General features: G+C 61.3%; 24 protein-coding genes. 13 read left to right on the top strand and 11 right to left on the bottom strand.

Annotated features, from left to right (window positions below):
• Nucleotides 1-13: 13 nt before the first annotated feature.
• The 9 genes from So717_RS02955 to sucC all read right to left on the bottom strand — a co-directional run bounded on the left by So717_RS02955 (nt 14) and on the right by sucC (nt 9076).
• Nucleotides 14-2971 carry a 2-oxoglutarate dehydrogenase E1 component gene (locus tag So717_RS02955; protein WP_159974691.1) on the bottom strand — a complete coding sequence of 986 codons (2958 nt, stop codon included), beginning with the start codon at nt 2969-2971 and terminating at the stop codon, nt 14-16.
• Nucleotides 2968-3459 (bottom strand): DUF805 domain-containing protein, encoded by a 492-nt coding sequence (locus So717_RS02950; RefSeq protein ID WP_159974690.1) that lies wholly within the window; start codon nt 3457-3459, stop codon nt 2968-2970. The genes So717_RS02955 and So717_RS02950 overlap by 4 nt, the downstream gene beginning before the upstream one ends.
• Nucleotides 3460-3724: 265 nt before the next feature.
• Nucleotides 3725-4612 (bottom strand): succinate--CoA ligase subunit alpha, encoded by an 888-nt coding sequence (sucD, locus tag So717_RS02945; protein ID WP_159974689.1) that lies wholly within the window; start codon nt 4610-4612, stop codon nt 3725-3727.
• A 66-nt stretch (nt 4613-4678) separates the two neighbouring features.
• On the bottom strand, nt 4679-5494 hold the full coding sequence (locus So717_RS02940; RefSeq protein WP_159974688.1) for a glycosyltransferase family 25 protein: 816 nt from the start codon (nt 5492-5494) through the stop codon (nt 4679-4681).
• Nucleotides 5491-5979: a hypothetical protein gene (locus So717_RS02935; protein WP_159974687.1), complete on the bottom strand. Its 489-nt coding sequence runs from the start codon at nt 5977-5979 to the stop codon at nt 5491-5493. The genes So717_RS02940 and So717_RS02935 overlap by 4 nt, the downstream gene beginning before the upstream one ends.
• Nucleotides 5976-6500: a hypothetical protein gene (locus So717_RS02930; protein ID WP_159974686.1), complete on the bottom strand. Its 525-nt coding sequence runs from the start codon at nt 6498-6500 to the stop codon at nt 5976-5978. Before So717_RS02930 ends, So717_RS02935 begins: the two co-directional genes overlap by 4 nt.
• A complete protein-coding gene (locus So717_RS02925) occupies nt 6497-7195 on the bottom strand; it encodes a hypothetical protein (protein WP_159974685.1) in 699 nt (232 codons plus the stop codon). The genes So717_RS02930 and So717_RS02925 overlap by 4 nt, the downstream gene beginning before the upstream one ends.
• The gene (locus So717_RS02920; RefSeq protein WP_159974684.1) at nt 7192-7770 is read right to left on the bottom strand and encodes a hypothetical protein; all 579 of its coding nucleotides are present in this window, start codon (nt 7768-7770) and stop codon (nt 7192-7194) included. The genes So717_RS02925 and So717_RS02920 overlap by 4 nt, the downstream gene beginning before the upstream one ends.
• A gap of 112 nt (nt 7771-7882) precedes the next feature.
• A complete protein-coding gene (gene sucC, locus So717_RS02915) occupies nt 7883-9076 on the bottom strand; it encodes an ADP-forming succinate--CoA ligase subunit beta (protein WP_159974683.1) in 1194 nt (397 codons plus the stop codon).
• A gap of 257 nt (nt 9077-9333) precedes the next feature.
• On the opposite strand from sucC, the gene So717_RS02910 reads away from it, so the two are divergent.
• Both So717_RS02910 and So717_RS02905 read left to right on the top strand, forming a co-directional pair.
• Nucleotides 9334-10119 carry a LytTR family DNA-binding domain-containing protein gene (locus So717_RS02910; protein WP_159974682.1) on the top strand — a complete coding sequence of 262 codons (786 nt, stop codon included), beginning with the start codon at nt 9334-9336 and terminating at the stop codon, nt 10117-10119.
• A gap of 104 nt (nt 10120-10223) precedes the next feature.
• Nucleotides 10224-10874, top strand: a complete 651-nt coding sequence (locus So717_RS02905) for an outer membrane protein (RefSeq protein WP_159974681.1) — start codon at nt 10224-10226, stop codon at nt 10872-10874.
• Between the two features lie 54 nt (nt 10875-10928).
• On the opposite strand, the gene mdh is transcribed toward So717_RS02905, so the two are convergent.
• On the bottom strand, nt 10929-11891 hold the full coding sequence (gene mdh, locus So717_RS02900; RefSeq protein ID WP_159974680.1) for a malate dehydrogenase: 963 nt from the start codon (nt 11889-11891) through the stop codon (nt 10929-10931).
• 166 nt (nt 11892-12057) lie between these two features.
• On the opposite strand from mdh, the gene So717_RS02895 reads away from it, so the two are divergent.
• Entirely contained in the window at nt 12058-12813 is a 756-nt protein-coding gene (locus So717_RS02895) for a sulfite exporter TauE/SafE family protein (protein WP_159974901.1), read from the top strand.
• Between the two features lie 97 nt (nt 12814-12910).
• On the opposite strand, the gene So717_RS02890 is transcribed toward So717_RS02895, so the two are convergent.
• A complete protein-coding gene (locus So717_RS02890; RefSeq protein ID WP_159974900.1) occupies nt 12911-13243 on the bottom strand; it encodes a hypothetical protein in 333 nt (110 codons plus the stop codon).
• 333 nt (nt 13244-13576) lie between these two features.
• Between So717_RS02890 and So717_RS02885 the strand changes: the two genes are divergently transcribed.
• The 10 genes from So717_RS02885 (at nt 13577) to So717_RS02840 (ending at nt 20925) form a co-directional block, all read left to right on the top strand.
• Entirely contained in the window at nt 13577-14434 is an 858-nt protein-coding gene (locus So717_RS02885) for an HpcH/HpaI aldolase/citrate lyase family protein (RefSeq protein ID WP_159974679.1), read from the top strand.
• A 4-nt stretch (nt 14435-14438) separates the two neighbouring features.
• A complete protein-coding gene (locus tag So717_RS02880) occupies nt 14439-14996 on the top strand; it encodes an NnrU family protein (protein WP_159974678.1) in 558 nt (185 codons plus the stop codon).
• A 16-nt stretch (nt 14997-15012) separates the two neighbouring features.
• On the top strand, nt 15013-15216 hold the full coding sequence (locus tag So717_RS02875) for a DUF1737 domain-containing protein (RefSeq protein ID WP_159974677.1): 204 nt from the start codon (nt 15013-15015) through the stop codon (nt 15214-15216).
• Nucleotides 15216-16250, top strand: a complete 1035-nt coding sequence (locus So717_RS02870) for a MaoC family dehydratase (RefSeq protein WP_159974676.1) — start codon at nt 15216-15218, stop codon at nt 16248-16250. Before So717_RS02875 ends, So717_RS02870 begins: the two co-directional genes overlap by 1 nt.
• A 15-nt stretch (nt 16251-16265) precedes the next feature.
• Complete coding sequence (locus So717_RS02865; RefSeq protein ID WP_159974675.1) at nt 16266-16982, top strand: DUF4344 domain-containing metallopeptidase; 717 nt, start codon at nt 16266-16268, stop codon at nt 16980-16982.
• Between the two features lie 164 nt (nt 16983-17146).
• Entirely contained in the window at nt 17147-17887 is a 741-nt protein-coding gene (locus So717_RS02860; RefSeq protein ID WP_159974674.1) for a DUF1194 domain-containing protein, read from the top strand.
• An 82-nt stretch (nt 17888-17969) separates the two neighbouring features.
• Nucleotides 17970-18353 (top strand): succinate dehydrogenase, cytochrome b556 subunit, encoded by a 384-nt coding sequence (sdhC, locus tag So717_RS02855; protein ID WP_159974673.1) that lies wholly within the window; start codon nt 17970-17972, stop codon nt 18351-18353.
• 10 nt (nt 18354-18363) lie between these two features.
• Nucleotides 18364-18735 (top strand): succinate dehydrogenase, hydrophobic membrane anchor protein, encoded by a 372-nt coding sequence (gene sdhD, locus So717_RS02850; RefSeq protein WP_159974672.1) that lies wholly within the window; start codon nt 18364-18366, stop codon nt 18733-18735.
• A gap of 52 nt (nt 18736-18787) precedes the next feature.
• Nucleotides 18788-20593 (top strand): succinate dehydrogenase flavoprotein subunit, encoded by a 1806-nt coding sequence (gene sdhA, locus So717_RS02845; RefSeq protein ID WP_159974671.1) that lies wholly within the window; start codon nt 18788-18790, stop codon nt 20591-20593.
• Complete coding sequence (locus So717_RS02840; RefSeq protein ID WP_159974670.1) at nt 20593-20925, top strand: hypothetical protein; 333 nt, start codon at nt 20593-20595, stop codon at nt 20923-20925. Before sdhA ends, So717_RS02840 begins: the two co-directional genes overlap by 1 nt.
• Nucleotides 20926-20933 lie beyond the last annotated feature (8 nt).

Raw genomic sequence — 20933 nt, 5'->3', positions numbered from 1 at the left:
TTCCCTTCGGCGCTTATGACTTGACGGTCAGCGCATCATCCACGAGCGCTGCCTGTTGTGCTTTGTGTTGGCTGGCAAGCCCCGTGGCGGGGCTGGCAGAGGTCGCGCGCCCAGCGTAGGCCGGGCGCGGGTGCTTGGCCTTGATCCGGCCCAGCACCCATTCGATGTTGGGCTCAATGAAGGTCCAGGCGCCCTGGTTCTTGGGCTCTTCCTGGCACCAGACGATCTCCGCCTGCTTGAAGCGTTCCAATTCCTTCACCGCAGACTGCGCAGGGAAAGGGTAGAACTGCTCAACGCGCAACAAATAGATATCGTCGATCCCGCGCGCATCACGCTCTTCCAACAGGTCATAATAGACCTTGCCCGAACACATCACGACACGTTTGATCTTGTTGTCCGCCACCAGCTTGGTCTCGGAGTTCCCCTCTTGCGCGTCATCCCACATCAACCGGTGGAAGCTCGATCCGGTCGTGAACTCCGCGGCTTTGCTGACGGCTAACTTGTGTCGCAGCAAGGATTTTGGTGTCATCAGGATGAGTGGTTTGCGGAAGCTGCGGTGGATTTGACGCCGCAAAAGGTGGAAGTAATTCGCGGGCGTTGTGCAATTGGCGACAATCCAGTTGTCCTGCCCGCACATCTGCAAAAACCGCTCCAGCCGGGCGGAGGAGTGCTCTGGCCCCTGTCCTTCAAACCCATGCGGCAGCAGACAGACCAATCCCGACATACGCAGCCATTTCGACTCGCCCGAACTGATGAACTGGTCGAACATGATCTGCGCGCCATTGGCAAAATCGCCGAACTGCGCCTCCCACAGCGTCAGCGCATTGGGTTCGGCCATGGAGTAGCCGTACTCAAAGCCCAATACCGCGTATTCTGACAGCATCGAGTCGATCACCTCATAATGCGCCTGACCCGGCTTGATGTTGTTGAGCGGATAGAACCGCTCTTCGGTGTTTTGGTTGACCAGCCCTGAATGTCGCTGCGAGAACGTCCCACGCGTGCTGTCCTGACCGGCCAGCCGCACCGGGTACCCTTCCGTCAGCAATGAGCCAAAAGCCAGCGCCTCGGCGGTGGCCCAGTCGATACCCTCCCCGGTCTCGAACATCTTCTCCTTTGCATCAAGCAAACGCCCCACGGTCTTGTGCAGCGGATAGCCCTCTGGCACCGCACTCAGGGCCTTGCCCACCTCCGCCAGCGTCGCCTTGGAAATGGCCGTCTTGCCACGCTGATACTGCGTCTTCTGTTTGTCGAGATGCGACCACTTGCCATCAAGCCAGTCGGCCTTGTTTGGGCGGTACTCTTTGCCAGCCTCGAACTCCTCGCTGAGATAGGCCTGAAAGGCGGCCTTCATATCCTCGATCTCGCCCTCGGGAATGAGCCCGTCTTTGACCAGTCGCTCCGTATAAAGGCTCAGCGTGGTCTTATGACCCTTGATCTTCTTGTACATCATCGGGTTGGTGAACATGGGCTCATCGCCCTCATTGTGCCCGAACCGGCGATAGCAGAAGATGTCGATCACCACGTCCTTGCGGAACTTCTGTCGGAATTCCGTGGCCACACGCGCGGCATGCACCACGGCCTCCGGGTCGTCTCCGTTCACGTGGAAGATCGGCGCTTCGACCACCAGCGCGTTGTCGGTGGGGTAGGGCGACGAGCGGCTGAAGTGCGGGGCGGTGGTGAAACCGATCTGGTTGTTCACCACGATGTGGATCGTGCCACCCGTCTTGTGCCCGCGCAGACCCGAGAGCGCAAAGCACTCCGCAACCACACCCTGGCCCGCGAAGGCCGCATCGCCGTGCAGCAGGATCGGGATGCACGAAGTGCGTTCGGGGTCATTGTTCTGGTCCTGCTTGGCGCGCGCCTTGCCCAGCACCACAGGGTTCACCGCCTCAAGATGCGAGGGGTTGGCTGTCAGGCTGAGGTGTACCGAATTGCCATCGAACTCGCGGTCACTTGAGGCACCGAGGTGGTATTTCACATCGCCCGATCCGTCCACATCCTCAGGCTTGAAGCTGCCGCCTTGGAATTCGTTGAAGATCGCCTTGTACGGTTTGGCCATCACATTGGCGAGCACCGACAGCCGCCCCCGGTGCGGCATCCCGATCACGATGTCACGGACACCGAGCGCGCCGCCGCGCTTGATGATCTGCTCCATCGCGGGCACGAGGCTTTCGCCGCCATCAAGGCCAAAGCGCTTGGTGCCCATATATTTCACATGCAGGAATTTCTCGAAGCCCTCGGCCTCCACCAGCTTGCTGAGGATCGCCTTGCGCCCTTCGCGGGTAAAGGCGATTTCCTTGCCAAAGCCTTCGATGCGTTCCTTCAGCCAACCCGCCTCTTCGGGGTTGGAGATATGCATGTACTGCAGCGCGAAGGTGCCGCAGTAGGTGCGTTGTACAATCGCGAGGATCTCGCGCATCGAGGCTGTTTCCAGCCCCAGCACGTTGTCGATGAAGATGGGCCTGTCCATGTCCGCTTCTGTGAAGCCGTAGGAGCGCGGGTCAAGCTCCGGGTGGGGCGTGTTCTCGCGCATGCCCAGCGGGTCGAGATCCGCCACGAGATGCCCCCGGATCCGGTAGGCGCGGATGATCATCAGCGCCCGGATGGAGTCGAGTACCGCACGTTTGATCTGATCGTCAGTGACTTCGACACCAGCTGCGGCAGCCTTTGCCTTGATCTTGTCGCCCGCGCCTTTGACCTCGGCCTCCGGCGCCCATTCACCAGTGAGTGCTGCGGTCACGTCATCGCCCGGCTGCGGCGGCCAGTCGGTGCGCGCCCAGGATGGCCCCGAAGCCTCGCGCTTCACCGCGACCTCATCATCCCCCATCGCCTTGAAGAAGGCCCGCCACGCGTCATCCACCGCGTTGGGGTCGCTGGCGTAGCGCGCGTACATCTGTTCGAGATACTCGGCATTGTGCCCCTGCATGAAGGAGGAGGCATGGAACTGGTCGTTGGGGGTGTGTTCGGTCATGGGGTTACCTCATGTGGGTTGGGACCGTATTTGTTGGGGCCGGGTTGGGATTTTTTGCAGAGCCAGACAATCAGGATGATCAGGCAGATGCCTAAGAGTGCAAGTGTGATGAGCTGAAGAGTGGCGCCGACGTAAAGCCCCTGTACCTGAGAAAGCAGCATTCCGATGCCTGCCAGCAAGAGGCCAGAGCCGAGCGGAATGCCAAGCATTAGTCCCGGATACCACAGTCCGGATCGGTCGATGTCATGAAGGCGTCGCCAGGTCACTGCCAAAGACGGAAACAGAGTTGCCAAGCTGGCGGCGCCGGACAGGATCAGTGGCCCTTCGGGAGTATCCGTTGCGGCGTTGATGAATGTTTCGAGTCCGCTTGCGACAAGTCCAAGCGCAATAGCAAAAAGTGTAAACCACCAATACTCGGATCGCGATGCCCGTCCGGAGAAGGTGAAGTACTTGCGAAAGCACGTTTTGACAGACTCGGTCAGGCTCATTGCTGCGAACCTCCCGCCCGGCGGGCACCGCCGGGCAGCGCCCGACCCTCCCCCCAGGGAGGGCGCTTCTCGCCCACCCTAGGCTCGGGCGCTGCCCTTCGTCCGCAAGTGCGTCGGTTGGTGGCGAGCCCGTGCTCCGCTTGGTTGGAAAGAAAGCGAGCGAACGCCGAGGGTGCGCTCGCCTCGCGCCCTGGCCGGGGCTCCGCCCGTTCGCGGCTCGAAAGCGCCACTGGCGCTTTCGCCTCGCTTATGCTCGGATCGGCTCTCACCCCTTCTCAATCGCCTCTTTCACGGCTTCGCCCAGCGTCGCGGGGCTGTCGGCCACCACAATCCCTGCGGCGCGCATGGCTTCGATCTTGTCTTCGGCACCGCCCTTGCCGCCGGCGACAATCGCGCCCGCGTGGCCCATGCGACGGCCCGGAGGGGCGGTGCGGCCCGCGATGAAGCCCGCCGTCGGCTTCCAGCGACCCTTCTTCTTCTCGTCTGCCAGGAACTGCGCTGCATCCTCTTCGGCGCTGCCGCCGATTTCACCAATCATGATAATGCTTTGCGTCTCATCATCCGCAAGAAACATTTCCAACACGTCAATGTGCTCTGTCCCCTTGATCGGGTCGCCGCCGATGCCCACCGCCGTCGATTGGCCATAGCCCAGATCGGTGGTCTGCTTCACCGCCTCATAGGTCAGCGTGCCGGAGCGCGAGACCACGCCGCAGGAGCCACGCTTGTGGATGTGGCCGGGCATGATGCCGATCTTGCAGGCGTCGGGCGTGATCACCCCGGGGCAGTTCGGGCCGACGAGCCGCGACTTGGATCCTTCCAGCGCGCGCTGCACCTTCATCATGTCGAGGACTGGGATGCCCTCTGTGATGCAGACGATCAGCTCCATTTCGGCATCAATCGCTTCGAGGATCGAATCTGCCGCGAAAGGTGGAGGCACGTAGATCACGCTCGCATTCGCCTCCGTCTTGGCCTTGGCCTCATGCACAGAGTTGAAAACCGGCAGGTCGAGATGCGTCTGACCGCCCTTGCCGGGGGTCACCCCGCCCACCATCTGTGTGCCATAGGCGATGGCCTGTTCGGTGTGGAACGTGCCCTGCGATCCTGTCAGACCCTGACAGATGACTTTGGTGGTCTCGTTGATGAGTACGGCCATGGTGTGTCCTTTTGACTTACAAATTTCTGGCGCCGAGGTCGGCGGGTGTCGGGGCGGTTCAGAGGCTCATTGCTTGGCCTCCGGACCGGGTTGGGCGTGAAAGGTGATCTGATGCAGCTTGGCACGCCCGGTGAGTGCGCTGGCCAGCGTCGGCAGCGGGTAGGCCACCTCGTAATACGCGCGTTTGAGCTTTTGGCGCAGCAGGGCAAGGCCTTCGGGGCGGTTGCGCGTCGCGGTTTGCAGCGCCACGCCTTCGGGTTCGTTGCCCTGCTCGATGAGCGCGGGCTGGATCTGATAAACCCGCATGGCACGGGCAACCGGCGAGGCGTTGAAGTTGAACAGCAGATTGTCGATGGTGATGTTGAAGGGGCGCTCCGCCAGAAAACGCTGCGCTGCTGGCCGCGTCAGCATGTAGCCAGCAGCGCCTACATGGCGCGACATCAGCCGCGAGATCCGGCGCCCGCGATAGTCGCCGCTGCTGCGGCCCAACAGGACCTTGAGGCTGCGTGCGCGCCAGCGTTCGAGCTTGACCATATCGGCATCTGTCGGCCACCAGCTGAGATCGTCCAGCCACTGGCCCAGCTCGGGTGCGATGAAGATATCATCCTCCATGACGAGACATAGCTCGGCGTCAGAGGCCAGAAACCGCTCCCACACCTGCGCATGGCTGATGGTGATTGCCATATTGCTGTCGTGGAACAGCCCCCAGGGACCGTCGGGACGGCAGTGGCGCAGCATCTCCTCACGCGGATGTTCGCGCATGTCGAAAGCCGGGTGAAATTGCGCGTCGACCCCGGCTTGGGCCAGCTCCGCCTGCATGCGCGCACGACGCTCCTCGGCGCGGGCGAGGTTGATCATCTCGATATGCAGGCGTGGGCTCATTGCACCAGCGACTCCCAATCGGCAGGCAGGCGGTCGACGGCCATGAAGGTCTGGTCGGCGCGTGTGCCCACATGCACAACGGCCACGCGCCCGCGCAAAAGCGCGCGGCCCTCGATGAAGGCGGTCCCAGCTGTCGCGCTATGCGTGCCCGGCAAGGCGGTGGCAGAGCCAAACACGGGGGGCGTTGCCATCTTGTCGCGCAGCGCGGCAATTGCTGCATCTGTATGGTCACCCTCAAAGGACACTTCGCAGCGCCGCTCAATCGCGTCTGGCATCCCCGGCGCGGGCGCGAGCGTCTTGTCCCAAAAGATCAGCGTGTAGGGGAGGGGGGCACCGTCGCGCGCCTGCATGTTTGTACGAACCTGAACTTCGGTTTTTCCCGCAGTGAAACAGAGCGCATTGAAGCTTGCGATGGCGCTGTCAGCCACGGAGTTCGCCATGGCCGCCCCGGCGAAGGCCAGTGATATGATGGCGGCGCGGATCATCCCGCCTCCGGCTGAAACAGGATCAGCGCATAGCGATACCAGCCCACGCTGACGGTGCGTTCGGTGGCGATGATGGCGGGTGGTGTGGTCGGTACTTGCCAGGCCTGCTCAATATCGCGGCCCAGCGGTTTCGGGTCGATGGCGCGCGCTCGGGGGAAGGTTTTGGCCACGTAGTCATTGAAATTCGCGGTTTGCCCGGTGCGCGACTCCGCCAGCACAAGACACATCCTGTCCGAGACGGCGACCGCAGGATAGCGATTGTCGATGACGTAGGCGCGTGCCCCCGGTGCCCGTTCAGTGAGCGGAACATAGCCCGCGCTGCGCAGCGTCGCGTCGTCCCTTGGGCCGTTTGTGCAGACGCGGTCAAAGGTGCGTACCATCTGATAGGGGGTGCTCTTGGGCACGAGGTTGGACCGCCACATGTTGCGCAGTTCGGCAGTGTCCGAAGACACACCTTGCGCAGTGCAAGCCGACAGGGTCAGCAGCATTGCGACGCAGAGAGTGGCGGGCAGGCCTCTCATCCTCTTGCCTCGTCAACATCAGAATTGGCTGCGCCCCGTTTGCGTAGGCGCATGAAGAGAAAGGCCGCAACTGTGAAGCTGAACGCCATCCCAAATTCGGCCACTTCCTCATAGGTGAGTGCCAGCAGATCGACCCATCCGGGCAGTTCAACACCAAAAGGGGCCAGCTTCCGCCCAAGCCCGTCGGCCATCTTCGAGGTGATGGCCAAAACTACGCCCAACCCCACACAGAGTGTGACGCCGCGAAAATGAGAGTCGCGCCGCGCGAGGCCGCGGATGGACCGCATGGTGGCCAGGATCCCAGTGATGATCAGCCCCAGAAGCAGCGCCCCGGATAGCAGCCGTTCCACCAAAGGCGCCCCACCTCCGATGTACTGCCTGCTCTTGAAGAGACCTTCTGTGAAAAGCAGCTTGTCCATATCGAACTCACGCATACAGAAGGCCAAAAGCAGCACGATGAATGGCCAGACGTCGGCCCCTGCAGGCAACAGCAGCGCAATGGCGACAAGATAGATCAGCGCTGTCGCGGTCTCGAGCGCGCCGCCCTCCTGGAGCAAGGCGCTCTGTTGCGTGTCTTCGAAAAAGAGCAGCACAATAAAAATCGTCATGGTCACGATGATGCAGAGCAGGGCGTAGTTGCCTGAGGCCACAGGCCGCGCCATGCGCGGGTCGTCTCTAGAGATCATGCGGGTCATGCGCTGGCTCCCTCGACCCTGACCGACCGATTTTGCCGCCAGTTTTTTTCCAGCAGCCGGTACAGTGTTGTGCCAGGCAGATGATACTGGTTCTGCGTCAATACAACTATCCGATATCCTTTGACCCTAACTGGAATGTCCCACTTCACCACCATTTTGGGCAGCAGGTGTTCCGCATGTCTCTCGACGAGCAGAAGAGCAAGAACGATGGTCGGCGCTCCAAGTTTTGTCGGATGACTTTTTCTTTCTTCAAGTCCCGCAATGACGTCCCATGGAAGTCTCGTCTCGGCGCGCCAGTGTCTGATGACCAACGCATCCGGCTGGATCTGCACGGGATATCTGTTCATGTTTTTGAAAAACACATAGACCAGCGTGACGACACAGGCCGTCGCGCCAAGAATAAGCAAGGTATCGACAAGGTCGCGGTCAAATGCAGCGTCATATGCCACCATTCCGGCGGCGCTGAACAGGACGACAATCCACAAGATAACCGCGACACCAAAAAACGCGGTTTCTGGCCCGAGCGCTTTGTGAATGCGCAACGTTTCCGTTTTGTTGGGGGCGGTGTGCGTCATGCTGATACCATCTGGCCAATGTGCCTGGTTGCCCTGTTTGGCGGGTCCCGTATTGGTTGACCGGAACCCCAACCGCGATTGGGTCAAGAAGCCAACCGAACTTTTTGGCTCATCACCCCTTCACAGCCTTCACGATTTTCTGCGCGCCGTCTTTCAGATCATCGGCTGCGATCACATCCACGTCTGAGTTGTTGATGATGTCCTTGCCCTGCTGAACGTTGGTGCCTTCTAGGCGCACCACCAGGGGAACCTGCAAGCCCACCTCCTTCACTGCGGCGACGACACCTTCTGCGATCACATCACAGCGCATAATGCCGCCGAAGATGTTCACCAGAATGCCCTTCACATTGGGGTCCGAGGTGATGATCTTGAAGGCTTCGGTCACTTTCTCCTTCGTTGCACCGCCGCCCACATCAAGGAAGTTGGCAGGCTCAGCCCCGTAGAGCTTGATGATGTCCATTGTCGCCATGGCAAGGCCTGCACCGTTCACCATGCAGCCGATCTCACCATCCAGCGCGATGTAGTTGAGATCGTATTTGGACGCTTCCAGCTCCTTGCTGTCTTCCTCGGTAGTGTCGCGCAGCTCGGCGATGTCGGGGTGGCGGTAGATCGCATTTCCGTCAAAGCTGACCTTCGCGTCGAGCACTTTCAGATCGCCACTGTCGGTCACGATGAGCGGGTTAATCTCAAGCATCTCCATGTCTTTTTCCATGAAGGCTTTGTAAAGCAGGCCCATCAGGCCCACACATTGCTTGACCTGCTTGCCCTCCAATCCCAGTGCAAAGGCAATGCGACGTCCGTGGAAAGCCTGATAGCCTGAGGCCGGGTCGACCGAAAAGCTGAGGATCTTTTCAGGGGTTGCGGCGGCCACCTCTTCGATGTCCATGCCGCCTTCGGTCGAGCAAACAAAGCTGACGCGGCTGGTCTGGCGATCCACCAACAGCGCGAGGTACAGTTCCGTTTCGATGCCCGAGCCGTCTTCGATATAGATGCGGTTGACCTGCTTGCCCACCGGGCCGGTCTGATGTGTGACCAGCGTGCGGCCCAGCATCTTCTTGGCTTCCTCAGCAGCCTCCTCCACGGATTTGGTCAGCCGCACACCACCTTTTTCGCCTGCATCCGCTTCCTTGAATGAGCCCTTGCCGCGACCGCCAGCATGGATCTGTGCCTTGACCACCCACATTGGCCCATCGAGCGCGCCTGCCGCCGTCTTGGCCTCCTCAGCCCGCAGGACAACCCGACCGTCGGAGACCGGCGCGCCGTAGCTGCGCAACAATGCTTTTGCCTGATATTCGTGGATGTTCATGGAAAAGGGTCCCGTGTTGTTGGATCGGTTTCCAAGCCGGTATACGATAAGGTCTTGCGGTGAGGTAAACAGTTTTTGCCTGATATCGCAGATAGGTGAAGGAAATTCGCCTTTTGTGATCACACCGAAAAATACTGTGATCACAAAATCAGCCGTCGCTCGCCGACTCAAGCCGCACAAGAGGCTTTGTGAACCGAAAGTCGCAGCAATGCGTAATTGGTTTACCGTTTTCTGAAAGTGTTGGGGCAAGCTGTGTCATGGCTGGTTTTACGCAGGTTCAACAGGTCGACCCACGGACCAGCTGGCCGGGATTTCTGCTTGCGAGCGGGGCGGTCCTGATCCTGCTCTTCGTGCTGCTTGACCCTGGCCCGTCGCGCGGACTGTCGGTGCCGGGCGTGGTGCTGTTCTGGGCCTCACATGTGATGAGCGCGCTGCTCTGCCTGCAAGCCGCGCAGCTTGTGGTCCAGCGGGTTGGGCGCTCTCGGCTCCTGCCCGCCGCAGTGCAGGTGGTACTGGGTGGGCTGACCGGGTCGCTTGTCTTTACGCCGATCGCCTTGGGGCTGGACCGGCTTCTCGGTGTCGCCGATCTGACTGATGATGCCGGTGAGACGCTTGGCGCCGGCCTGCTTGGCGAATGGCTTGCGTTGGCCCCTCCGGTGATCCTCACCTGGCTGGCGCTGAATGCAACGCGGCTGCTGCGGTTGCCTGCACCCGCCGCGCCGGTTCAGCCGGTGCCCGGGTTCTGGTCCAAGGTGCCCGCTGCGCTTGGGCGTGACCTCGTCGCGCTGAGCGCCGAATTGCACTACCTGCGGGTCTACACGGCGCGTGGCGATACGTTGGTGCTGTATCCCTTCGGTCAAGCCGTTCAGGAGCAGGGGCACGGCACGCAGATCCATCGCTCCCATTGGGTTGCACTGGCTCATGTGGACCGGATCGAGCGCCGGGGCCGGGAAGGGGTCTGCCATCTTGCGGGCGGACTCGCGTTGCCCGTCAGCCGCCGATTTCGCCGCGCGGTAGAAGATGCGCTGACCGCCGCAGCGTGACCACTCGTGCAAACTGCGGTCCGCTGGTGCAAAACCGCTGGCCACCATGACCATGTTCATCATGCTCTGCCGCATCTTTCGAGGCAATACGGAGTAGGCTCCTCATGATGCATGCAAAAACGAACTCGCACTGGCGCTGTTGCGCGCTCGCCGCGCTTCTCTCATGCGCGGCTGTGACCGCGCGGGGGCAGGACGGCGGTTCCGGCCTCTACGGCGGGTTGTTTGGTGGACTCTCGGCCCTTCAGGGGGATGAGTTCACCTTGGGCGGAGCAACAACAACGCTCAACTTTGACAGCGGGGCGACCGCTGGCGTGACCTTGGGCTATGACTACAGCGGCAGCCCGTGGCGATCCGAGATTGAATTCGCTTATCGCACGGGCGATGCCAGTAACTTCTCAGGCGGTGCGGGCGCCGGAGGTGATCTGGCCTCAACCGCATTGATGTTCAACGGATACTATCAGTTTGCGACACGCTCTGCCTGGCAGCCCTACGTCGGTGCAGGCCTTGGTGTGGCAACGGAGATCGATTTTGACATCGAAGGCGGCAGCGCTGCGGGCGAGTATTCTGATAGCGGCATCTTTGCAGCCCAGGTCATGGCGGGCACACGCTATGCGCTGTCAGAACGGGTATCGCTTTATGGCGAGGTGCGGTACTTCACCGCCGGGTCGCCCGATCTGGAAACGGATGGCGGGCAGGTGCTTACAGTCGATTATGACACGCTCGACCTGATCGCGGGAGTTGCCTTCCGCTTCTGACAAAAAAGGGGCAGGCCGTCAGGCCCGCCCGGTCGTTTTTGGCGTGACATTGCGTCAGGCAAGCGTGTTGTCGATCCCTTTACAGGCCTCGACCAGGCCTTTCACTGCGCTGACCGAATTGTCGAACATGGCCTGTTCGTCCTTGTCCATCGAGATCTCGACCACGCGCTCAATACCGCCCGCGCCGATCACGGTCGGTACACCCACGTAGAACCCTTTCAGACCGTAGGCACCCTCCACATAGGCCGCACAGGGCAGCACGCGTTTCTGGTCCTTGAGATAGCTTTCCGCCATCTCGATGGCCGAGGTTGCGGGCGCATAAAAGGCGGAGCCGGTTTTCAGCAGGCCGACGATCTCCGCACCGCCATCCCGGGTGCGCTGCACAATCGCATCGAGTTTTTCCTGCGTGGTCCAGCCCATCTTGACCAGATCCGGCAACGGAATGCCCGCAACGGTGGAATAGCGCACCAGCGGCACCATGGTGTCACCGTGCCCGCCCAGGACAAAGGCCGTGACATCCTTCATGGACACGTCAAATTCAGATGCGAGGAAGTGGCGGAAGCGCGCGCTGTCCAGCACACCCGCCATGCCGCAGACCTTCTCATGTGGCAGGCCGGAGAATTCGCGCAAGGCCCAAACCATCGCGTCGAGCGGATTGGTGATGCAGATGACAAAGGCGTTGGGCGCATGATCGCGGATGCCTTCGCCCACGGATTTCATGACTTTGAGGTTGATGCCCAAAAGGTCGTCGCGGCTCATGCCCGGCTTGCGCGGCACACCGGCGGTCACGATGCAGACATCCGCGCCCGCGATATCCTCATAGGATTGCGTGCCAGAGAGGGCTGCGTCGAATTTGCCGGACGGTCCGCTCTCCGCGATATCGAGCGCTTTGCCCTCAGGCGTGCCTTCGGCAATATCGAACAGGACAACGTCGCCCAGCTCTTTCAGCGCCGCCAGGTGAGCCAGCGTGCCGCCGATTTGACCGGCGCCGATCAGCGCGATTTTGGGTCTTGCCATGGAATATGCTCCGCATTGGGTTGAGATTGCGCCCTCTGCTAGCGGTTCAGGCCGGATTGCGCAAGTTTGCGCAGGCAGTTGTGTTCGGAGCCGCACTGTCGTGATCTGTGCAGGTCGAATCGCGGAGCGCAGGTTCGCAGATCAGGACATGAGGAAGGCCCCTCGGATGCTCACCCTCGATTGGACATTCTTTCTCATTGCCGGCCCCGCCGTGATCTTTGCAGGAATCTCCAAGGGAGGCTTTGGATCAGGAGCGGCCTTTGCCTCGGCCAGTATACTGGCGTTGGTCGTCGATCCGGGGTTGGCCCTTGGGGTGATGTTGCCGCTGCTGATGCTGATCGATGCGGCGACCCTTAGGCCCTATTGGCGAAAATGGGATGGACAGGCCGCGCTGCTTCTGGTGATCGGAGGTCTGCCGGGTGTGGCCCTTGGTGCGGCGCTTTACCGGATTGCCGAACCCGATGTGTTCCGAGTGCTGATCGGAGCGATATCGCTCGCTTTTGTGGTCTGGCAGCTCTTTCTCTCCGCCCGCAAGATCCGGCGCCAAGAGGGCCTTATGCCCCGCTGGGTCGGCATGCTGGCCGGTCTGGTTGCGGGGTTTACCAGCTTTGTCAGCCATGCAGGCGGGCCGCCTGCGGCTGTGTATCTGCTGTCAAAGAACCTGACCAAGCTTCAGTACCAGGCGACCACGGTGCTTGCGTTCTGGGCCATCAACATTGCGAAATTTGTGCCTTACGCAGTTCTGGGGATGTTCACAGCCGAGACTGCGCAGGCCAACCTGTTACTCGCACCTTTCGCACTCTTTGGCGCCTGGATTGGCGTCTACGCGCACAGGCTGGTGCCGGAGCCGCTCTTCTTCGGGCTGACCTACCTGTTGCTCAGTGTGACCGGTGTCAAACTCATCTTGGATGGGCTGACGTAGTCCCGCGACGGGATCGGCACGCGCCATAAGCCACAGCGCGCGAGGCCTGCTACAGGCAGGTAGGGTGGGCTTTCAGGCCACCCCTCGGTGACCACATTCAGGCGTCGTTGCCCTTGGCGGGCAGCGCCTCTGCAAGCTCTTCATAAGACTGTCCGGATGCCACCAGGCAGGTCAGCCCGTTCGGGGTGGTGACTGTGATGGTCCATGTGCCGGTCTCGTCAGAGGCAAACACCTCCACAACAGCGTTGTTGGCGCCCAACCCCATGGATTGGCGCGACTCGCCATACCCTTCGGCCAGCCGGTCAACAACAGCATCGCGCGGGGCGCAATTGCGTGCGTTTTGGGCTGCAGCATCGCTGGTTGATGCAATATAGAGCGCAGCGGCTGCACTGAGCGCTCCCAGATGCAGGATTTTCTTCATGCGTGTCATACTCGTGTCTGCCTTCAATTCAAAGGCGGCACCCGCTGTCATCTGGCCCAACCGGCTTTGCCGGTGATGACCGGGCGGCCCCGGTTCCTTTTCCATGTCGACCGTTTCGCCACGTTTGACGCTTTCAGCGCCGGACTTGAAGCAGGGCTCGCCGCGATCATCGACGGGAGCAGCATCCATCCGAGGTTTGAAATAATGGTTAATCCGCCGTCCGCGGATCATATAAATTTGAGATTTGCTGCAATGCGGCGTGATTTCACTTGAAGTTTCTTCCCAAAAATGCCCCATTCCGCGCAACTTTGTAACTCTTTGGATCATATTGGATCTCTGTTTATGTCGACCTTGCACCGCCCGCTCCGCTCTGTTCTCTACATCCCGGGATCCCGTGCGCGTGCCCTCGAAAAAGCACGCCAACTGCTTGCAGATGCTATTATTTTCGACCTTGAGGACGCCGTTGCACCGGACGAGAAATCAACCGCCCGCAGTGTCCTGGCAGAGGCACTGGTGACCGGCGGCTATGGTGCGCGCCTAAAGATTGTGCGCATAAATGGGCTGGACACCCCTTGGGGGCGCGAAGATGCACTTGCGGCGGTGCAAATGGGGGCTGATGCGGTGCTTTTGCCCAAAGTAGACGGTGCAAACGACCTTGATGCGCTGGCGGGTATCACCGGTGACACCCCACTTTGGGCCATGATGGAGACGCCGACAGGCATGCTCGCAGCGGCGGAAATCGCCGCGCACCCGCTCTGTCAGGGCATGGTCATGGGCACCAATGACCTGGCCAAGGACATGGGCACACGGTTTCGCCCGGACCGGCTGCCCCTGATGGCAGGCCTTGGTCTGAGCTTGCTGGCCGCGAAGGCGCATGGTGTCGCGATCATCGACGGTGTCTACAACGCCTTCAAAGACACCGAAGGTTTGGCCGCGGAATGCGCGCAGGGCCGCGACATGGGGTTTGACGGGAAAACGCTGATCCACCCCGCACAGCTGGAGACCGCAAACGCAGCCTTCTCGCCAACGGAGGACGAGGTGGACCTCGCGCGGCGGCAGATCGCCGCATATGACGAAGCCATTGCGGCAGGGCAGGCAGTGGCCGTGGTCGACGGCCGGATTGTGGAGAACCTGCATGTTGCAACCGCGCGCGAAACACTGGCAAAGATGGATGCGATAGCAGCTCTCACAACGGAGTAAGCCAATGGCCCTGATCGTCGCCGGACTGATCCTCTGGACCCTCGTTCACTATTTCAAACGTCTTGCCCCCGATCGCCGCGCCGCCCTGGGAGACCCCGGAAAGGGGCTCGTCGCGGTGGGTGTCGTCGCCGGGCTTGTGCTGATGATCATCGGATATCGCAGCGCCGACTTCATCTACATCTGGCAGCCACCCAGCTTCATGGTGCATGTGAACAATACGCTCATGCTTCTGGCGTTCTGGGTCTATGGCTCAAGTGCTGCGAAGACGGCGAAGGCCTGGCCGGCGTACAAGATCCGTCATCCGCAGCTGACGGGATTCAAGATCTGGGCGGTGGCGCATTTGCTTGTGAATGGTGATCTCGCCTCGATCCTGCTGTTCGGCGGGCTTTTGGGCTGGGCCGTCGGGTCGGTGATCCTGATCAACCGGGCCGAACCCGACTGGACGCCGCCCGAACCTGCAGGTGTCGCAACCTATGTGCGCCTTGCGATCATCAGTCTGGTGCTGTTCAGTATTGTCGCGGGCGTTCACGTCTGGCTGGGCGTTTGGCCCTTCCCTGTCTGATCTGTCGGAGCATCCCATGAAACTCTACCGCTTCCTGTCCGAGCAGGACACCTCGGCCTTCTGCCACAAGGTCACCGAGGCGCTCAATAATGGTTGGATGCTGCACGGCAGCCCCACCCAGGCCTGGGATCATGCCGCAGGCGTGATGCGCTGCGGACAGGCGGTTACAAAGGAGGTGGATGGCACCTACACACCAGATACCAAACTGGGAGAGCAGTGATGGGCACGAAGACAAACGCAGGCCGGTTCTTTGAGGACTACGCCATCGGCCAGATGATCCACCATGCGGTGCCGCGCACCGTCAAGATGGGCGAGCGCGCGCTCTACCATATGCTCTACCCGGCGCGGCACGCGCTCTATTCCTCGGACCAGTTTGCGCAGAGCTGCGGGCTGCCCTTCAGCCCGCTCGACGATATGGTGGCCTTCCACGTGGTGTTCGGCAAGACCGTGCCTGATGTGTCGCTGAACGCGGTGGCCAACCTCGGCTATGCCCAGGGCCGCTGGATCACCCCGGTCTGGCCCGGGGACACCCTGCGCTCCGTCTCCGAGGTGATTGGGCTGAAGCAGAACTCCAACGGCAAGACCGGGGTCGTCTGGGTACGCACCACCGGGCTGAACCAGCATGATGAGACCGTGCTTGAGTATGTGCGCTGGGTCATGGTGCGCAAACACGACGTGGATGCGCCTGCGCCTGAAACGGTGGTGCCCGATCTGCCCAAGGCCGTGGCGGCGGAGGATCTGGTGATCCCGAAAGGCCTCGACTTCAGCGACTATGACTTCACTCTCGCCGGTGAGCCGCACCGCTGGGACGACTACGAGGTGGGCGAGCAGATCGACCACGTCGATGGCGTGACCGTCGAGGAAGCCGAGCATATGATGGCCACGCGGCTGTGGCAGAACACCGCGAAGGTGCACTTTGACACCTCGGCCCGGCCTGATGGCTCCCGCCTGATTTATGGCGGGCATGTGATCTCCATGGCGCGCGCGCTCAGCTTCAACGGGTTGGCCAATGCTCAGATGGTCGTGGGTCTGAACGGCGGCGCGCACGCCAATCCCTGCGTATCGGGCGATACCATTCGTGGTTGGTCGGAAGTGCTGGACAAGGCCGAGACACCCGCGCCCGGTGTGGGCGCGCTGCGCCTGCGGCTGGTGGCCACGAAAGGCGGTGACCCGTTCCGCTTAAAGGGCGACGATGATAAGTATCTACCGGAGGTGCTGCTCGATCTCGACTACTGGGCGCTGGTGCCCGTCTGACGAAGGGTCCGGACCATGCGCAATATCCTCCTGACCCTACACCTCGCTTGTTTGGTGCTGGTCAGCCCTTTGCAGGCACAGACCCGCGAGGATGCCTTTGTCGAGGCCAATGTGCTGGCTATTCTCTATCACGAGATGGGCCACGCGCTGATCGACATCCTGCAACTGCCGGTCTTTGGACAGGAGGAGGATGCCGCCGATGTGCTCAGCGTGCTCCTGATTCACGATCTCTATGAGGAAGAGGCCGCCGCAGGTATCATCTACGATGCGGCTTTTGGCTTTCTCGGTGAGGCTGATGCGTATGAGCCAGCGCTTTGGGATGTGCATGGCCCCGACCTGCAGCGTTACTACACGATGATCTGCCTCTTCTACGGTGCCAATCCAGAGGCCCGCGAAGAGCTTGCCCTTGAGCTGGACTTGCCAGAGGAACGCGCGGAGAGCTGCGTCGAAGAATTCCAGCTCGCCTATGACAGCTGGGGCCCGGTGCTCGATGAGATCACCGCAGAGAAGCCCGGCACTTCGATGACCCTCGAAGGCGCTGAGGATGATGTGATCGGCGTGTTGATGACGGATGAGGTCGCGGCCCTCAACGAAGACTTCATCCTGCCGGTGCCCGTGATGATCCGGGTCGAAGCCTGTGGCGAGGCGAACGGGTTTTATGACCTCGACACCCGCGAGATCATCATTTGCAGCGAGCTTGACCCCTATCTGCGCAGCCTTGCGGATTTCTAAAGCGTCGGTCATTGAAGGAGCGGGCCATGTCTTCACCCGGGGCGCCGTGCGGAGGGACCGGCAGACACGACAGCTGAGTGGTTTGACCCCGACCGCCTTGGCGTGCCCGGACGTGTGGATATCTTCTTAGTACTAAATCGGGCCCGAATGCGTAGTCTGGCCGGATGAGACAGCTGATACCTCTTCTTCTCTGCAGCCTTTTCGGCGCAGGACCCGCGCTGGCTTGCCAGCTGGCACTGGTGCTGGCGGTGGATGTCTCTGGTTCCGTCGACAATCGTGAATATGACATCCAGATGCAGGGTTTGGCAGCGGCCCTGCGCGACCGGGCGATTGTGAATGCGCTCATTGAGCAGGAGGCCGCAGTCACGTTGATCCAGTGGACCGGATCGTCGCGTCAGCGTCAAACCATCCCCTGGACCAGCCTTCTTACGCCTCAAGATGTGGCTGAGCTGGCTGACGCCGTTGAGGAGAACCGCCGCGTGTGGCGCAACTATTCCACCGCGATTGGCGAAGCGCTTGTTCTGGCGGAAGAGGCCCTGCGCGCGGTGCCGCATTGCACCCGCAGGGTGATCGATGTCTCGGGGGATGGTGTCTCCAACGAAGGGGTGCATCCGCGTGACCGTCATGCCGCGCTAGCGGAGATGGATGTGACCGTAAACGGGTTAGCCATTGAAACTGACGAGGAAGACCTGACAGGCTGGTTTTTCGAGAACCTGATCCGGGGGGAGGGCGCTTTTGTCATGACCGCCAATGGGTTCGAGGACTATCCCGCGCAGATCCGGCGCAAGCTGCGGCGCGAGATCACGCGACCTCTGAGCAATCTCCGGATTTGTGATCACGCCGCTTTCACGTGTGATCACAAATACCAAAAGATTAAGGTTTTTCCGACAAACCGCGCCAAATAACCGCGCCTTGGGCCCCTCCCTACACGTGACAAACCCGTAATAAGAGGTAATAAAAGCGCCAGGGAACCAAAAGGAATCTGCCATGGCCGATGTCAATCGGGGCAATCGCCCCTTGTCACCGCATCTGACGATCTATCGCCCACAGCTGACGTCGATGACTTCGATCCTCACTCGCATCACCGGCAATGCGCTATTGATCTCGTCGCTGCTGGTGGTCTGGTGGTTCTTGGCAGCCGCAAGCTCGCCCGAATACTTCGCCATTGCCAATGGCGTGCTGACCAGCTGGTTTGGTGATCTGGTCATGACGCTCTCGCTCTGGGGGCTGTGGTATCACACGCTGGCCGGTGTGCGGCACCTGATCTGGGATCAGGGCGTTGGTCTCGATCTGGAGACCGCCTACAAGCTGGGTTACGCGGTCATCGGCGGCTCGGTTGTGTTGACCCTTCTGACCATCGTGATCATCTGAGGAGCGCGCTATGAGCTATCTGACAGACCGCAAACGCGCCGTCGGCATGGGGTCCGCCAAATCGGGCACAGAGCATCACTGGTCGATGACCGTCAGTTCCGGTGCGCTGCTGATCCTGATCCCGCTTTTTGTCTTCACCTTCGGCCCGATGCTGGGCGCCTCCTATGAAGAAGTCACCGACTACTTCAACCGTCCGTTCCCGGCGGTTGTGGCGGGGCTGACGATCATCGTGACCTTCAAGCATTTCGCGGGCGGTGTGCAGGCGCTGCTCGAAGACTATGTGCATGGGCTGGCGCAGAAAATCTCCATCGTCTTGATGACCTGCGTCTCTTACGCGGCCATGGCCGTGGGACTTTATGCAATTGTGCGCCTCGCGCTCTGACCCCAATGACCGTGTGGCCGCGCGCGCCGCACGAGACCCAGGAGACTGATCCATGGCTGAATATGAATACGAAACACATGAGTATGACGTGGTGGTCGTGGGCGCGGGCGGGGCTGGCCTGCGCGCGACTCTCGGCATGGCCGAGCAGGGGCTGCGCACGGCCTGTGTGACCAAGGTCTTCCCGACCCGCTCGCACACGGTTGCGGCGCAGGGCGGTATCGCGGCGTCGCTGTCGAACATGGGGCCCGACCACTGGCAATGGCACATGTATGACACGGTGAAGGGCTCCGACTGGCTGGGCGACACCGACGCCATGGAATATCTCGCGCGCGAGGCCCCCAAGGCGGTCTATGAGCTGGAGCATTACGGGGTGCCGTTCAGCCGGACCGAAGAGGGCAAGATCTACCAGCGCCCCTTTGGCGGCCACACTACCGAATTCGGTGAAGGCCCCGCGGTGCAGCGCACCTGTGCTGCCGCCGACCGGACGGGCCACGCGATCTTGCACACGCTTTACGGCCAGTCGCTGAAGAACAATGCGGAGTTCTATATCGAATACTTCGCCATTGACCTGATCATGTCCGAGGATGGCGTCTGTCAGGGCGTGCTCTGCTGGAAGCTGGATGACGGTACGCTGCACCTCTTTGCCTCGAAGATGGTGGTGCTGGCCACCGGCGGTTATGGACGCGCGTATTTCTCGGCGACCTCTGCACACACCTGCACCGGCGACGGGGGCGGTATGACTGCACGCGCTGGCCTGCCGCTGCAGGACATGGAATTCGTGCAGTTCCACCCAACCGGCATCTACGGCGCAGGCTGCCTCATCACCGAAGGCGCGCGCGGCGAAGGCGGGTATCTGACCAATTCCGAAGGCGAACGCTTTATGGAACGCTATGCGCCGCAGTACAAAGATCTGGCACCCCGCGACTATGTCTCCCGCTGCATGACCATGGAGATCCGTGAGGGCCGGGGCGTCGGCAAGAACGGCGACCACATTCACCTCAACCTCAACCACCTGCCGCCCGAGACGCTGAAACTGCGCCTGCCGGGTATTTCGGAAAGCGCGCGCATCTTCGCGGGCGTGAACCTCAACAAAGAGCCGATCCCGGTGCTGCCCACGGTGCACTATAATATGGGCGGCATCCCCACGAATTACTGGGGTGAGGTGCTGGCGCCCACCGCGGACGACCCCGACCGCGTGTCGCCCGGCCTGATGGCCGTGGGTGAGGCGGGTTGTGCCTCCGTGCATGGGGCGAACCGTCTCGGCTCCAACTCGCTGATCGACCTCGTGGTCTTTGGCCGCGCCGCCGCGATCCGCGCGGGCAAGGTTGTCGACCCCGACAGCGCGGTACCGACACCCAACAAGGCGTCCATTGAGGCCGCGCTCGACCGCTTCGACAACACCCGTTACGCGAAGGGCCACACACCCACTGCCGAACTGCGGCTGGAAATGCAGCAGTGCATGCAGAAAGACGCCGCTGTCTTCCGCGCCAACGACACGCTGGCCGAAGGCAAGAAAGCGATGGATGAGGTTGCGGGCAAGTGGTCCGACGTCGGTGTGACGGACCGCAGCCTCGTGTGGAACTCCGACCTGATGGAGACGCTGGAGCTCGCCAACCTGATCCCCAACGCCGTCGCCACAATTACTGGCGCCGAGGCGCGCAAGGAAAGCCGCGGCGCCCATGCCCATGAGGACTTCCCCGAGCGGGACGACCAGAACTGGCGCAAGCACTCGCTGATCTGGTTCAAGGGCAACAAGGCGTCCCTGGGCTATCGCGGCGTGCACGAGCAGCCGCTCACCAGCCACAATGACGGCGGGATCGACCCCAAGAAGATCGCACCGAAGAAGCGGACCTTCTGATGCGCCTGCCCTTGATCCTTTTCAGCGCCGCCGCGCTTTCGGCGTGCGTCGAAATCCAGCAGGCGACCGATCGCGCAGGCCGCGATACGGCCAAAACGGTCCTACCCGAAGCGCTCGCCGTCTATTTTCCGCAAGTGCCGAAGGCGCTGTTCACGCCATTTACAAACTGCGTGGTGGACAATGCGGATGCGGCGGAAGTGCAAGCGCTCGCCGCGGATGCCATCACCGGGGTTGATCAGAGCACGGCGGACACCATCCGCACCGTGCTCGCGCGGCCCGAGACCCAGAACTGCCTGCGTGCCGCTGCCCCAACAGCGCTCGGCTCGCTCTAGACAGAACA

It is taken from the genome of Roseobacter cerasinus (genome assembly GCF_009811755.1).
In the GTDB taxonomy this organism is placed as follows: Bacteria; Pseudomonadota; Alphaproteobacteria; order Rhodobacterales; family Rhodobacteraceae; genus Roseobacter; species Roseobacter cerasinus.
This window is presented reverse-complemented; position numbering and strand designations above follow the sequence as displayed.